At 39.1% G+C, this 14394-nt stretch carries 14 protein-coding genes; 8 read left to right on the top strand and 6 right to left on the bottom strand.

The genetic code is table 11. The annotated features are described in order from the left end of the window. Positions 1-1075 precede the first annotated feature (1075 nt). The 3 genes from R7F07_RS13055 to R7F07_RS13045 all read left to right on the top strand — a co-directional run bounded on the left by R7F07_RS13055 (position 1076) and on the right by R7F07_RS13045 (position 1832). Positions 1076-1288, top strand: coding sequence for a cold-shock protein (locus R7F07_RS13055; protein WP_005380667.1), 213 nt, complete (start codon positions 1076-1078; stop codon positions 1286-1288). Between the two features lie 119 nt (positions 1289-1407). Beyond that, entirely contained in the window at positions 1408-1608 is a 201-nt protein-coding gene (locus tag R7F07_RS13050; RefSeq protein WP_020196715.1) for a hypothetical protein, read from the top strand. Between the two features lie 65 nt (positions 1609-1673). Next, positions 1674-1832 (top strand): hypothetical protein, encoded by a 159-nt coding sequence (locus R7F07_RS13045; RefSeq protein WP_171822351.1) that lies wholly within the window; start codon positions 1674-1676, stop codon positions 1830-1832. An 819-nt stretch (positions 1833-2651) separates the two neighbouring features. Here R7F07_RS13045 and R7F07_RS13040 read toward each other — a convergent pair. From R7F07_RS13040 to R7F07_RS13015, 6 genes are all read right to left on the bottom strand, one after another. Continuing rightward, on the bottom strand, positions 2652-2807 hold the full coding sequence (locus R7F07_RS13040) for a hypothetical protein (protein ID WP_020196713.1): 156 nt from the start codon (positions 2805-2807) through the stop codon (positions 2652-2654). 202 nt (positions 2808-3009) lie between these two features. After that, positions 3010-3219 (bottom strand): cold-shock protein, encoded by a 210-nt coding sequence (locus R7F07_RS13035; protein ID WP_005380677.1) that lies wholly within the window; start codon positions 3217-3219, stop codon positions 3010-3012. Between the two features lie 428 nt (positions 3220-3647). Next, complete coding sequence (locus R7F07_RS13030) at positions 3648-4259, bottom strand: hypothetical protein (RefSeq protein WP_029837775.1); 612 nt, start codon at positions 4257-4259, stop codon at positions 3648-3650. A 62-nt stretch (positions 4260-4321) separates the two neighbouring features. Further along, on the bottom strand, positions 4322-5641 hold the full coding sequence (locus R7F07_RS13025; RefSeq protein ID WP_029837773.1) for a type II toxin-antitoxin system HipA family toxin: 1320 nt from the start codon (positions 5639-5641) through the stop codon (positions 4322-4324). 67 nt (positions 5642-5708) lie between these two features. Continuing rightward, the gene (locus tag R7F07_RS13020; RefSeq protein WP_128740538.1) at positions 5709-6221 is read right to left on the bottom strand and encodes a hypothetical protein; all 513 of its coding nucleotides are present in this window, start codon (positions 6219-6221) and stop codon (positions 5709-5711) included. Between the two features lie 544 nt (positions 6222-6765). Beyond that, entirely contained in the window at positions 6766-7923 is a 1158-nt protein-coding gene (locus R7F07_RS13015) for a hypothetical protein (RefSeq protein WP_029837347.1), read from the bottom strand. 100 nt (positions 7924-8023) lie between these two features. Between R7F07_RS13015 and R7F07_RS13010 the strand changes: the two genes are divergently transcribed. From R7F07_RS13010 to R7F07_RS12990, 5 genes are all read left to right on the top strand, one after another. Next, complete coding sequence (locus tag R7F07_RS13010; RefSeq protein WP_025591867.1) at positions 8024-8188, top strand: helix-turn-helix transcriptional regulator; 165 nt, start codon at positions 8024-8026, stop codon at positions 8186-8188. A gap of 452 nt (positions 8189-8640) precedes the next feature. After that, entirely contained in the window at positions 8641-9456 is an 816-nt protein-coding gene (locus R7F07_RS13005; protein WP_029837345.1) for a restriction endonuclease, read from the top strand. A gap of 350 nt (positions 9457-9806) precedes the next feature. Further along, complete coding sequence (locus R7F07_RS13000; protein WP_029837343.1) at positions 9807-11726, top strand: ATP-dependent nuclease; 1920 nt, start codon at positions 9807-9809, stop codon at positions 11724-11726. Next, positions 11723-13369: a UvrD-helicase domain-containing protein gene (locus R7F07_RS12995; protein WP_029837341.1), complete on the top strand. Its 1647-nt coding sequence runs from the start codon at positions 11723-11725 to the stop codon at positions 13367-13369. Before R7F07_RS13000 ends, R7F07_RS12995 begins: the two co-directional genes overlap by 4 nt. A 180-nt stretch (positions 13370-13549) precedes the next feature. Further along, a complete protein-coding gene (locus R7F07_RS12990; RefSeq protein WP_049877084.1) occupies positions 13550-14362 on the top strand; it encodes a sce7726 family protein in 813 nt (270 codons plus the stop codon). Positions 14363-14394 lie beyond the last annotated feature (32 nt).

Raw genomic sequence — 14394 nt, 5'->3', positions numbered from 1 at the left:
GCTGTAACCAATTGTATTTACTTTGTTATTTATTTAAGGGCTGCTGGTCTACGTGCGATCTCAAGAAGTAATTCTCTGTGGTCTATGAGCGATCCTCTCCATAAAAGCCGAGGTGCAGGAGCGAGCAGAACGGGGTATATGAGTGACTAGATAGGATAGAGGAACAACGATACCAAAGTACTGTAAATTGTTACTAAATAACTGATAGTAATGGAAATTGTGATATATTGCGATCACGTAACCTTTGACCGATCATAAACATCGTTGGGTAAGATTCAAAAATCTATACTTAGAGGTCAAGGAAAACAACGATGTCCTAGTCTCATCGAATCCCTTTCGATTCAGCCCCCTAAGGTCTACGAGCGATCTCTAAAAGCAAATTACTATGGTCTAGGAGTGATCCTCTCCTAGATGGGTATGGCTGTAACCAATTGTATTTACTTTGTTATTTATTTAAGGGCTGCTGGTCTACGTGCGATCTCAAGAAGTAATTCTCTATGGTCTATGAGCGATCCTCTCCATAAAAGCCGAGGTGCAGGAGCGAGCTGAACTAGGTATGTGAGTGGTTAGATAAAATAGAGGAGCACGATATCAAAGTGCTATGAATATAGTTAAGTAACTGATAAGTGAATTGCCACCGACTTGATAGACATGCTTCAGTTCGACTCTTTTACTTGGTTTTACCCAATTCAACTTATCCGAAGTGCACGATTTTTATCACCGACTATAACTCGTTTCTGCCCCATTCAAAGTTAGAATTAGGGATCATGCTTGTATCGAATATCTGTTTTGCAATAATTATTTTTAATGATGCTGTTGATTTCAATTCAGCCTTTCACTTTTTATGTCATTGATTTTATGGACAATAAAAATCAATCAAGAAATAGATATCTATTATGTTCATATAGTGTATAGTGTCAGAAGCTCAAACGATGAGCTATTAGTAAAATATTTAGTTCAAGATCTTCTCAGTTTTTATTCGATTAAATTCGTCATATTTATCCTGCGATACCTTTTTCTTCATTCCTTATTTAGTAGCTTTCTTTTTAACTTAATCAATGTATCGAGATATATTATGTCAAATAAATCAACAGGCTTAGTAAAATGGTTTAATGAATCCAAAGGTTTTGGATTTATCACTCCTGATAACGGCGGTTCTGACCTATTTGTTCACTTCAAATCAATTGTTAGTGATGGCTTCAAAACATTATCTGAAGGCCAAAAGGTTTCTTTTGTTGTTGAACAAGGTAACAAAGGTCCTCAAGCGGATAATGTTACGTTAGTGTAAGATATTTATAAAAAGTCTCTTCTGTCGAGGAGACTTTTTTACTTTATTTTTTAATAAAGATTCTGAACGTTCGAAATACGAATAAAATAAATTTTTGGATCGATAAGATAAGAAGCAATATGAGAAAACCAGTAAGAAAATCAAGCAAGAAAACACAGAAAAACAACTTCGAAGAACGATTCGCTGCGATGGTAAAAGAATATCAAGAAGCGAAAGAAATTCTCGACTCTATGACTGAAAGTTCATCAGAATATTTAGCACAGAAAAAAGCATGCGATAAACTTTTTGCAAACGCGGAACGATACATTAATAAGAGATAATGAATTGAAATGGCTTTATTCTAATCTGAATAAAATCATCTTTCTTAGCATCAATAGGATGATATATGAGCAAGTTACCTAAACCGACACAAAAGCAGAAGCAATTTAGTATTAATCAGAAAGGGATTAAACGAATACCAGAAGAGTTGAAAAAAATGGGTGTTCGCAAACGCATAGAAGAGATTGAAGAACAAAAAAAGTGGGATAAAGAGTGGGGACTATGAGTTCACGAAACCTCTCTGAGCTTATCAATACGACACTCCTCTTACATTCCGAAAAGCTGAGCAACTTGGACCGAGACATGCTGACAGGTTTACGAGATCAACTTAATCGTGAGCAAACCTTGTCAGACAAACAATCCAAACTGTGTCAAAGGCTACTACGAAAAACGAATCATGATTGCTAACCAACGTCAGTCTTCACAGCTATCTACCCAGCTATCATCAAGCATCAAGCATCAAGCATCAAGCGTTATTCGACTTAGCATCTGATCCATTAAATCTCTAATCTTAATTAGTATTGCACCCTCTGGCGCATGATGCTCAGCTGAGCGCTTGGCGTTCGTTAGACTTTTCATGAAGATAGTTTCGCTATCCATCACGGTGTGTTTTAGGTCGGCATGGTCCTATTCCTTTTGAGGAGACGTAGTGGTGTGATGCTTTCAATATGGCATTGTTTCACGCTTAAACGTTCGAACTGACTTGGTTTCTGCCTAAAAGCTGGACTAGGCAAGCAACTGATTATCAAGGAGTATGGACGGCAAAAAACCATCATAGAATGGTTATTACCTCATCTCACAAACCTGAGCACTACGAGTATGTTTCATCGCTCCTACAGTTTAAGCAACTTAACGTTCCACTTGTCATAATATGATGTGTGCCCCAGATATTTCGTTGTTGCTATTTCCAAAGCTCATCTGTTGAAGAGCATAGTCTTTCTATGAGCAACCTTGTACAAACCTTACATTCAATATAATAAAATTTTTTTAGTGTATGATTCGCACTTTTTTAACTTAAACCAGATCTTCTTTCTACCGTGATTTTTCAAAGTAGTTCCTCTAAAACAACACCAGTCTCACCATTAGCAATCCTTTGGAGAAGGCTATTCATCTTTATTTTTTTATGTATTGATGTTTCTTTATTTTGAATAGATTTGTTTTTATTATTTCTATTCTCATTATTAAATATTTGATTAGACATATTATGCCCCTTTATAAAAAATTATAATTAAGGTGCACTGAACATAAGTATTTTTAGGATAGGTAATTAAGGAGATTACAGAGAGAAACTTGCTAGGGATTACGCTGGAAAACTATCTTTATATTTTATCTTGAAATAAATCTTTGTCAGAGCAACTACCTCGCCAGGCGTATGACGAGGCAGTGTAAATTCAATTGTAAGACTAAATAGTCGTTACATTTTCTGCTTGAAGGCCTTTAGGACCTTTACCTACAGTAAAGGAAACCTGCTCGCCTTCAATAAGCTTCTTAAAGCCATCGCCTAAAATGCTTCTGAAATGAACAAATAAATCATCGCCATTTTCTTGAGAAATAAAACCAAAACCTTTAGTTTCGTTAAACCACTTTACTGTACCAATTACTTGATTAGACATATTATGCCCCTTATAAAATTAAAATTAAGGTGCACTGAACATAGGTATTATTTTAGGATAGAGCATTAAGGAGATTACAGAGAGAAACTTGCTAGGGATGACGCTGGAAAACTTTCTTTATATTTTATCTTGAAACAACTCTGTGTCAGAGCAAAGACCACTATACAGATTAATTAAAAAAAATATACCTTTATTTTAAATTAATTTTTATATCATCTATTCAAACGCATTTTATCACAAAGGGTTCATCTTGATTCCGACGTTTTGCAGTCGGGAACATTAAGCAATAAATCAATACTGCCAAACGGCCTTTTTTGAGAGAGACTTGCTTGCGGCTGTCAAACTCGCCTTTGTCCAGAAGTGTGCTGTGTGTGGGCGCTTTGATGCTTGGTCTTGCGATGTACACCAGTACCTAGAGCTAGTAGGGGTTATTTTTGGTTAAACAAAGCATTACATTGAAAACGATTTTCAACTATTTCATCTGCTACATCTTTTAAATACTCAAACCATTCGTCATTGACGATGTTAGTCACTAATACATACTCTGTATCAGCAATGCAGAGTAATTGGTTTACTAACTTAGTGAAAAAACCTTGCCCTTGCAGAGTAGGGTGTAAATCTAATCTCTCAATCTGAGCCACTTTCTGCACGGAAAAGTTCATTAATAACTGGAGCCACGCTTCAGAGTCAGCATTGTTTTTGCACATAACTAATACCTCATCGTTAGGTAGAACTAATTCCTTAGTAGGTATGTTTTTTTCGTTAGCATATTTAATAATGTGAGTTTTGGTTTTCTCGAATTGTGTTAGGTAAGTTATATCACTACGATAAGCAAGATGAATTACTTCCTCTCCGTTGCTGTCATGAATTAGTAAGCCGAACTCCCCATTTTTTCCTTTTTCTAATGAGGAAATATATTCTTTTGCTGCAAGCTCAATTAATTGCTCAACTAGATTCTGCTCTTGAGCATTTGGAACTAGAAGTGCTGTAGATGCCTGAAACTCATGGATAGGGGACTCTAATTTAAATGTGAATGCCATAGGTTTTTCCAAAAAAGTTTAATGATGAAGGGATAAGCCGCTTTTAACATACAGCTTGTACTCTACTCGGATGCTTGTAAGGAGAGTCTTTTAAGCATTTTCAATGCATTGTCGAAAATAGGAGTAGAGATGTGCTCTGGAAACTCTTTTGGCAACCTCGAATTTAAACGTTCTATAGCTTTTGGAAGCTCGGTTTTCATTGTGTCGAGAATTTCCAGCATTATGTCCTGTTCAAAGCGGACATGCTGTGCGGTTGCCAGAAAATGGCGAGGGTAAATCTTGTTGATTTCGTATTTTTTACCCCTTGATGATCTTAGCCCCATGGCTAGCTTTAACTGCCTGATGTTAAGCCCTTTTTTACCTAATAAAGGGTAAGCAGACAAAATGTCATAGAAAGGTGTTAAGCGGTAGCTCCCCGATTGCTCAATTGTGATCGAATAGTTTTTCGCATGACCATCAGTCGCTCCAATGACCCATTGATACACCTGGAACTTCATAAAATTGTATCGGTCGGCAAAGGCATTTGAAGACCCAGATAACAAGTCCATAATTTCTAAGACTCCAATGCCGCCATCAGATTCGTACTTGATTGATGCTGGCAGCGAAGCTGCCTGACACATATCTTCTTGTGGTAAACGTTGAATGTGAGTCTTCTTATTCGTCCATTTTCGGTCAAAACGTTCAACAGCCAATGCTTTGAAGTTCAGGGTTTGAATAATTTCAATATTAGGTACATCAAACCCTAGCTCTCGTGCGAGTTCGATACAGAGATATTCATTCTCAATGCTATCCGTTAAGTCTAACGTGTAGTTTGGTTGTTGGAGAACTCCCATTGGGAGTTTGATGATGTGAGTTGTCGGAGTATTGCCACTTGGTAAACACCAATGGTTATCCACTTTCAGTAACGCAGTTTTAGCTTGGGCGCCAGCAATGGCTATACGGAAATCATCGGATAATTCAATCATTCCATGTGGTGTTCCTGCCTGTAGTGCTGACAATATGAGTTCGAGCGTTTTTTCATCTAGGATTTCATACTCCAAATCTGGCTTATCATTTTTTGTATCAGGTGGCAGTAGAGTAAGAGCACCTACAACATCGCGACCAACTGCTGTGAGCAAATCGAAAGGTTGTTTAGTGGAGGTTTTGAATCTGGCGGCTAAACGGCTTCTTGTATCAGTTGAGTCTGGGAGAAGATTGTCAAAGTAGTTGAAGACCGCTTCAGAATATATAGTGTTTTTCTGCATTTTAAGAGACAGAGATAAAGGCCGAGCGTTGTCATTGTTCAGCCAGGAAGAATCATATTTAAAGCTGAGTCTGTTGTCTGGATACTGTGCTAGAGTCCCGACAAGCTCGTTGTTCATATATGCAGTTAGCGTTTCCATTACCAGTGAGCCTTTTTTGCTATATGGTTTTGTCTCGTTTATCAAACAGAGTGTTGGCAAGAGCCACTTAGCGAGTGATTTGACTAACGACGTCACCGAACAAGACTGGTCTAAATTGAGTCTGATCTACTGACACATTGATATAGCGGGGATCTGGTTTGCCTGCATCATCTAGAACGATACTGTCATGTAAATGTCCGTGAACATTGAGCTTTCCATGTAATTCCTGAGGATGTATAGGGCAGTGTGTAAACCAGGTATTTCGTTTAGATAGCATCGAGTGAATCTCATCGAAGCCATCTGCGAGTGCGAGCATCTTGCCGTTGACCTTCATGTTTGTACAATGATTGCCAAGTACGAGCACCTTCTTCGTACATTGAATACTTGCAACCCTCTCTAGCCAAAATGGGGTCGTTGCAATATCTCCAAGTAGGATTAACGTGTCACGAGGTTGTACAAATGATGCAAGGTTATCAAATAGAATATTATGGTGCTCTTCAGGAGAATCGAATCCTGAACGATATTTCAATATATTATCATGTCCGAGGTGCAAGTCTGCGGAGAGTACAAATCTACTCATAAGAATATTCTCAGTAACGATATTATGAATAATATACACTTGAACTGTAGTATTGTTCAAATAAATATTTTTCTTTACCTTGAATGTAATATATAGAAAATAATAAACACAAAGTGTTACTTTTTATTTATTAAAATAATGCACTGTATGTCTGCCTAAGTTTTTTAGATCAAAATTGCTTGGCACATTTTTTTGCCAAGATTGGCAACGAGACTGCCAGTAGTGGCAGAGTAAGTGTCAGGATTGGCAGTGAATGTGCCAAGTGTGGCAGAAGAAATTTAGCAGAAAAAACGATGTTCTACCTTTTATTAAGTGATTTTAAATAATGTATCCTTATATTAGAATTATAACTTTATAATAATTATAACAGTTATAATAGTTATAACATGAAAAAGTCAATAAGTAAAAATTATTTTATTACCATAATTATCTTGGTTCAATTTAATAATTAAATTATTCGTAATTATATTTATGATTTTTATTTGATTTAATAATTAAAAATGTAAAATAAATTAGATTATTTTTTGCACAGTTACTTTGCTGTTTAGGAGAGCAATTGATATTTTTTAATGATCTGGTGTATGCGTTGTCTGCTAAGCCCAAGCGTTCTGGCGATATCACTTAGGTTAGTTTTGTTATTCGTGGCTAGTTGTTGTGTTAACAGGTCTTTGATCTGCTGGTGTTGTTTTAGATTCGCTCCATATCCAACGCTCGGGCCACGTCTAGTTTCAATGCTGTTGATTCGTTCTACACACTCAAAGCGATGCAAGATCCCAATCAGTGTGGTCCAAGTATTCAACTCATTGAAAAGCGTCAGGCACTCTTTTTCGTTCCAAGCATTTGGCTCCGTAGGATCTAAACATCTCACTATCGCGATACACCACGAGGGCCAGTTTCTAAAATCATCTGGTTTGATTTGTTTTATTTTTTTATAGCTAGCTGGATAAGTCACTTTGCATGTCTGAACAATGTTCTTTGATAGTGTGATCCAGTCCCCTGACATAGCGCTATCTTTACAGTGACGTAGAAATACGCGTGGATGCGGCGCATAGCCGCTGACCAGATCATACAGTTGTCGTCCCAGATTTTTCTGTTTGTTAGGTTGTGCTAGATACTTTTCGTAAGCTGCACTGTTCTGGTTGGGCAGATATTTCAATGCAGTGATAGCTGCGTATTTTTGCTGTTTATAAAGTTTAGTGGACTTGATGGGGTGGTGTTTTTCGCAGTAGTAGTGAGATCGGCTGCGTAGACGCCAGCATAAAGCGCAATACGGAAGAACACTGTTCCAGCGTATCGCTTCCTCTTGGTACTGTGGCGTGAGTGAACGTAAATCTTTTAAGCCCAACAGTACTTGATCCATATAATCGATACGTTGTTGAGTATGCAGCCCTACTCCCCGCAAGGCTAATACCGCTTCGATAAGTTTGATTGTTTTATTTAATCCGCCATATATTTCTACGATGTCCGCAAGCTTGATAGCGTTAGAGCTACGGTGCTTTTTGAGCACAGAACCATGCTGGCTGAGTAACTTGGTAAACCAGGTTTCCAGAGCAATGTTCCGAACAGCATCGACAACGTATAGATACCCAACTCGACGTCGCTGAGCAATTTTACAACCTTGAGATTCGGCCTGTTTTTTTAAGTCATTGATTGCTGTTTCTAACTGTAGTCTCAATGCATTGCGTTTTTGATCTAAGTCCATTCGTTATCATGTCAATATGGTTTGTTGCTTATTCTATATTATGAGTTGGGCGATGAGAATCTAAGATGCAACTAAATAATAGAGAAATAAAGGTAATAAAATGTTTGTAAGACAAGAGCAGTTAGCGAAAGAGATCGGGGTAAGCGTAAGTACTTTGTGGCGTTGGCGTCGGGACGGAAAAATACCACCCGTTGTTACGCTTAGTTCTAGGGTAGTGGGCTGGCAGAGAAAAGACATTGAGCGATGGCTAGAAGAACAAAAATAGATGCAACTTGTTACTGCGAGAACAGTGTTCTCGCTTAACCTTCGTAAATATAAAGTAAGTCATTGTTTGCATGATTAATAACACGAATAAAAAATGCTCTTGCAGGAACCTTGTTCCTGCTTTTGACTATCTCAGGGATCCATTTTCTTCTTAAATCTTCATCAGTTGAACGGAGAACGATGTTCTCCGAATGACAAAAGACAGAGTTAGGTATTATCCGACTCGTGTTTGGATATATCAGGCAAAGGCTGATAGCGTTCAAACGCTCCTGCGAGAACACTGTTCTCGCTCTCATCATCAAAAACTAAAGTTTGGTCATTTAATAAATAAAAAATGCTCTTGCTAGAACAATGTTCTAGCTGTTTGTTCTCCCACTAAATACATGATTTAACTCTATGTATTAGGTCTGGTAATTGTGCTTTAATGCATTTTGATGCTTATTGGGAGGAGTTATGGCTCGGAAGAATGATGGAATTATTTGGCATTTGATGGATGCGCCGTGGTGGGTGAGTATCTTGTTCTCAGCAGGCATTTATGTTGGTTTATCCTTTCTATTGCCTGATTTGGCGGCTCGCAGTGATAACTTCATCTTCAATGCCATTGGGCCGAATCTTTCGCAAATGGCACCGTATTTTGCTTTTTTGTTTTTAATTCCAGCTCCAATTGCGTTCTTTAAGCAGTATCAGCGAAAGCATAATTATCTTGCGACGACGTCTCAAATCAGAGCACACAAAAACACGACTCCGCTTAATTCCCTCAGTTGGATTGAATTTGAAAGCTACATTGGCGAGTACTTTAAGCAGCAAGGCTACGACGTTAAACAATCTTTCTCAAAGCAGGCGGATGGTGGGGTTGATATTTGGTTAACTAAAGACGGTGAGTTGAGTCTTGTACAATGTAAGCACTGGAAAGCTAGAAAAGTCGGAGTTCAAGTCTTAAGAGAAATGTATGGTGTGATGATCGACAATTGTGCTAGCAAAATGATCATCGTAACATCGGGAGATTTTACTTCTGAAGCCATCGCCTTTGCTCAAGAGAAGCGCCTGTGGTTGGTTAATGGTAGCGAGCTAGTCCACATGATTGAAGATGGACGCAGCTTTATGAATAAGCCAGTCATTGATGAGCCTACACTCGATCCTCATTCCAAGGTTTGCCCAAACTGCCAGTCTAGCCTTGTGATTCGTGTTGCTAAAAAAGGTCGTAATGCGGGTAAAAGTTTCTATGGTTGCTCTGCGTATCCTAAGTGTCGCTACACTTGCGACTGTTGAATGTGGGTGAGGATTCAAGCAGTTTAATCTAGAAGGGTGCTCTCGTTAACCTATTGAGTCTAGCTGCCAGAGAAGAATGCTACTGCGAGAACACTGTTCTCGCTCAAATCATCAAAAACTAAAGTTTGCTCATTTAATTAATAGATAAAAAAGCTCTCTTAGTGCCGAACCCTCTGGTGAAAAATGTGTTAACCACTACTTTTCATAAATAGGGGGCAGAGAAGATAATAAAAAGTATTCACCCTCAAGTCTTTGTAAGATCTAAATGTGTATAATTCATAAAGTCTGGTTGCATAATCAATTGGATGGGTATTTATTTGGTTGTTTTCACAATAGAATGAGGCGAAATAGTGAAGCTTGATAAGTTACGACTCTCCTGTTTTCAAAGTTATGGGTCAACCTCTACTGAAATCTCTCTTGACGATTTAACTTTCCTAATCGGTCCAAATGGCTCAGGAAAAACAGCCGCTCTTCAAGCGCTTTGTCGAATGTTCGCGTTTGATCCATCTCTACGTCGGATAAGAAAATCTGATTTTCATGTTCCACACAACGAATCAGAGCAACTTGAAGAAAGAACTCTTTGGATTGAGGCTGATTTTCTTTTCCCTGAATTACATGAAGAGGGAGATAACACTACTGTTTCACCACACTTTGGTCACATGCGATTGGTAGACGGAGAAGATACTCCACGGGTAAGGTTTCGACTAGAAGCGTCTATGGGTATTGATGGTGATATAGATGAGTCATTGATATATGTATTAGAGGTAGACGACAACCAGCAGCCTAAAAGTACGGCTAAAGTTTCACGCACAGACCGAAGTCAGATTCAAATACACTACCTTCCAGCTAGACGTGACCCCGCTGAACATATTACCTTTGGTGCGAATGCTTTGTTAGGGCGAATGCTAAGGGCTGTTAACTGGGAGACTGAGCGAGAAGCAGTGAAGGGACATACAGACCAAATCAGCGCAAGTCTCGCATCTAACTTATCAGTTAATGCCTTGAGTACAAGCATTCGAGATTCGTGGTCTCGTTTACATAAAGGACAGTTTTTTACACAGCCCCAAATTACTTTTGTCGCAAGTGAAATCGAATCATTGCTTCGCCATCTTTCTATTTCTTTTTCTCCAGGACACGATGAAGCTAATGTCGATTTTTCTCGATTAAGTGACGGTCAAAAATCGATGCTGTATTTGTCTTTGGTTCTTTCATCCCAGGCTATTGGCCGCTCGGTACTACAAGGCGATGAATCTTTTGATCCAGATAAGCTTAGACCTCCTGTGTTTACGTTAATTGCCGTGGAAGAACCAGAAAATAGCCTATCTCCTCACTATTTAGGAAGAATAGTAAGCTCTCTTACAGAAATGGTCGGTCACGGGGATGCGCAAGCCCTAATAGCAACTCACGCACCATCAATGCTGAGACGTATCGAGCCAAAACAAATACGCTATCTTCGTTTGAACCCAGACAGAGAAACAACTATTGCGAGTATCGAGTTGCCTGATGAGGAACACTCAGGTGATGCTCATAAGTTTGTCACTCAGGCAGTAAAATCTTTTCCTGAAATATATTTTTCACGTTTGGTTATACTTGGAGAAGGGGATAGTGAAGAAATCGTAATTCCTAGATTGCTAGAATCTAAAGGGGTGCCTGTTGACGCATTTGGGATTACTGTGGCTCCACTTGGAGGGCGACATGTAAACCATTTCTGGAGGCTTCTTGAAGGGCTAAACATTCCTCATATTACACTTTTAGACCTCGATGTAGGAAGGTACCAAGGTGGTTGGGGACGCATCAAAACAACCAATGATCAGTTAAAACTACATAAACCTGATCTTCAGTTAACTGATAGATACGAAAGCATCCCAACATGGAATGATCCTCAGCATAAAATTAGAGCGTGTCCTCAATATCTAATGGAATTGGAAAAGCGCAGAGTGTTTTTCTCTTATCCAATGGACTTGGATTTCGCAATGCTCAGCGCTTTTCCTACCGCATTTAATATAGAAGCAGATGATCAGGTTGAACCAGAACTCCCAAATATCAAAGCGGTACTAGGTAAATCTCGTACTGAAGCTTCAGAGTATAGTGATGATGAGCAGAAGTTGTTTATTACGTATCACAAGTTATTCAAAGTTGGGAGTAAGCCAGCGGAGCATATTACAGCTCTCTCTAGATTATCTGATGAACAACTCCTAGCACATATTCCTCCGTCATTGGGACGGCTAGTAGATGCTGCAAAAGAAATATTGTTGGAGCTTCCTGAATGATTAGAGTCGAGAGTTGGCAACCAGCTGATGGATTAGTATTGGAGCCTAACGCTTATAGAGCAGCTAAAGAGCGTGAATACAGCTTAGCTTTAACCGCTGGTCCAGGCGCAGGCAAAACAGAAATGCTCGCTCAGCGAGCTGACTTTTTACTTCGTACAGGGTCATGTCGCTACCCCAAACGTATACTTGCTATTTCATTTAAGGTAGATGCAAGTAGTAATCTAAAAGAGCGGATCAAGCGTAGATGTGGTGCTGAGCTTTCATCACGTTTTGACAGCTATACATTCCATGCTTTTGCAAAGCGAATAATTGACCGTTTTCGTCCAATATTGACTGGGGATGAAGCCTTAGAGCCTGGTTTCACAATCGGTCCCAAAATCCTTCACAAGCAAATTGATTTTACAGATCTAGTTCCGCTTGCAATAAAGATATTAAAAGAATCCCCCGTTGCTAGAAACGCATTGAGGCAAACCTATACAGATGTTTTTTTAGATGAGTTTCAGGATTGCACAAAGTATCAGTATGAGCTTATTAAGGTAGCCTTTCAAAGCACAGACATTCGCCTTACTGCTGTAGGCGATACAAAGCAAAAAATTATGGGCTGGGCTGGTGCTCTTGACGGTATTTTTGAGGCATTTAAAGAAGACTTCCAAGCTGTACCACTCAATATGTACCGAAACTTTCGTTCACAGCCCAAACTTCTTCGATTGCAAAATGAAATCGTCAAAATTCTTGATCCCGCATCAGTGATGCCTGAAGAGCAAATCGCGGGAGAAGAAGGCCATATACATGTTCACCCTTTTCAGAACTGCCAAGAAGAAGCCGATTATCTTTCAGAGCAAATCCAAAGGTGGATAAATGAAGAAAGTGTTCCTCCTTCTGAGATAGCTGTGTTAATCAAGAACCAACCTGAATTATATGCAATGAGGCTTATGGTTGCTCTACGTGATAGAGGTATACCATATAGGAATGAACAGCAGTTGCAGGACATAACTGTTGAGCCAGCCGCACGCCTAATTGTAGACTTCCTATTGAGCACTTTTGGCAAGCAGGAACCTTCAGCATGGGTTCGCTTAATGGAAAAGTTAGTTCCCTTCACTGATGATGACGATGAAAAGGGTGAACTGGTCCAAAACTGGCAACGTTTCATTCTAGAAGAGAAAAAGGCGATTAATCAAAATCCTATAGTTCCTGAAAACCCCAAAAGGTGGGATTGCTTGAAGCGTTTCATTGAAAAAGTAGGGTTCCAAGAATTAATGTCTCTGTCACATGATTATGAAACTGAGTCACGTTTACGTGAGGTGCTCAATGATACTTGTTCACAGATAGATCAATTGATGTCTACTGGACTCGATCTCCAAGCGTCCCTGAAGCGTTTTGAGGATGATCAAGCAGTTAGAATACTTACAGTTCATAAAAGCAAGGGACTAGAGTTTGATTCTGTCGTTCTACTTGGCGTTGAAACTGAAAGCTATTGGGGAGACCTAGATGAAAACTTATGTGCATTTTTTGTAGGAGTTTCAAGAGCAAAACGAAGGTTGTTGCTAACACATGTCGGCTTTCGCTCTAGGCCTGCTGGTCACTATGGAAGATGGGATACCCAAAGGCATAGACAAGAAAGGTTTTTGGGGTGTCTGATATAAACTTAACAGTCATATTCTATATGTAACTGAATTATTTATATTAAAGTCTCAAGACTAGCTCCGAAGGCTCGACATATCAGGTAACCTACTCTATTGTAATTATCACCAATAAGTGATAAAAGGCATCGCTTTGTTCTGAGATAGAGTAAGCCCTGTATTACGTGAATTATGTGTGACATTATGAAAGAAGCTGACTATAAAGTTGCTACTATAGACTGGTTGATAAATAGAGGCTATCTAGAGCACGATGCCGTGCTTATTAATGAATTGCCAGTAGACAACTTCAGTAGGCGTGCAGACTTAGTAGTTGCCAATGGTAAACTTCACGCGTTTGAAATCAAAAGTGATGCAGATAGCCTAGCTCGCCTGCAAGGTCAAATCGAAACCTACTTAGCTTTTTTTGACAAGGTTACTTTAGTCTGCTCTCCAAAGTTCACAAATAAAGCCATTGAAATGTTGCCAAACATGGTGGAAATACTGGAACTTGAAATAAACTCCCAAGGGGATGCTTCCCTAAAAGTTAAGCGCCGAGGAAGAATTGAAAAGGTAGGTACTGCCAGTGATTTCTTATCTTTTGTCGATAAAAGGCATCTAGTTACTTCGCTAAAAAGTAAAAAACTAGCATGCCAACTTAGTGAAACGAGAAGTGCCTTGAATGCGAAGTTAAGCAGGCTACCAAAGTCACACTGGCGTAACTTAGTTTTAGATTACTTGAAAAATAAGTATCGACCAACCTATCAATCCTTTTTGGCAAATAAACATGATATTACAGAAGTATCTGATTTGACTTATCTTAGCCCGCAGAAGTTGCAGACTGAGCCTGATCAGATGGATATCACTCGAACTCGCGATGATGTATGGGAAATAAATATAGATGGGGCTAAAGTGATTGCAGAGTCTGGTGTTGATATATCCGAAAGTATGAACCAATTTGGTTTTGTTACATCAAAACCAATTAAAGTTATCCCTCGGGTATTGAAGCAAGCTACATAAGGTAGCTTGCTAACGCATATAAAAGATGGCGT

Source organism: Vibrio sp. YT-16, from assembly GCF_033337405.1.
GTDB lineage: Bacteria > Pseudomonadota > Gammaproteobacteria > Enterobacterales > Vibrionaceae > Vibrio > Vibrio alginolyticus.
The sequence above is the reverse complement of the archived record's forward strand: the minus strand, read 5'-3'. Positions and strand labels throughout refer to the sequence as shown.

What these genes read in the sequence shown, in the direction of transcription:
- R7F07_RS13010 (WP_025591867.1), top strand. Translation starts at nt 8,024, where the DNA reads ATGTTTGTAAGACAAGAGCAGTTAGCGAAAGAGATCGGGGTAAGCGTA.
- R7F07_RS13025 (WP_029837773.1), bottom strand. Translation starts at nt 5,641, where the DNA reads ATGGAAACGCTAACTGCATATATGAACAACGAGCTTGTCGGGACTCTA.
- R7F07_RS12995 (WP_029837341.1), top strand. Translation starts at nt 11,723, where the DNA reads ATGATTAGAGTCGAGAGTTGGCAACCAGCTGATGGATTAGTATTGGAG.
- R7F07_RS13045 (WP_171822351.1), top strand. Translation starts at nt 1,674, where the DNA reads ATGAGCAAGTTACCTAAACCGACACAAAAGCAGAAGCAATTTAGTATT.
- R7F07_RS13040 (WP_020196713.1), bottom strand. Translation starts at nt 2,807, where the DNA reads ATGTCTAATCAAATATTTAATAATGAGAATAGAAATAATAAAAACAAA.
- R7F07_RS12990 (WP_049877084.1), top strand. Translation starts at nt 13,550, where the DNA reads ATGAAAGAAGCTGACTATAAAGTTGCTACTATAGACTGGTTGATAAAT.
- R7F07_RS13005 (WP_029837345.1), top strand. Translation starts at nt 8,641, where the DNA reads ATGGCTCGGAAGAATGATGGAATTATTTGGCATTTGATGGATGCGCCG.
- R7F07_RS13035 (WP_005380677.1), bottom strand. Translation starts at nt 3,219, where the DNA reads ATGTCTAATCAAGTAATTGGTACAGTAAAGTGGTTTAACGAAACTAAA.
- R7F07_RS13055 (WP_005380667.1), top strand. Translation starts at nt 1,076, where the DNA reads ATGTCAAATAAATCAACAGGCTTAGTAAAATGGTTTAATGAATCCAAA.
- R7F07_RS13050 (WP_020196715.1), top strand. Translation starts at nt 1,408, where the DNA reads ATGAGAAAACCAGTAAGAAAATCAAGCAAGAAAACACAGAAAAACAAC.
- R7F07_RS13015 (WP_029837347.1), bottom strand. Translation starts at nt 7,923, where the DNA reads ATGGACTTAGATCAAAAACGCAATGCATTGAGACTACAGTTAGAAACA.
- R7F07_RS13030 (WP_029837775.1), bottom strand. Translation starts at nt 4,259, where the DNA reads ATGGCATTCACATTTAAATTAGAGTCCCCTATCCATGAGTTTCAGGCA.
- R7F07_RS13020 (WP_128740538.1), bottom strand. Translation starts at nt 6,221, where the DNA reads ATGAGTAGATTTGTACTCTCCGCAGACTTGCACCTCGGACATGATAAT.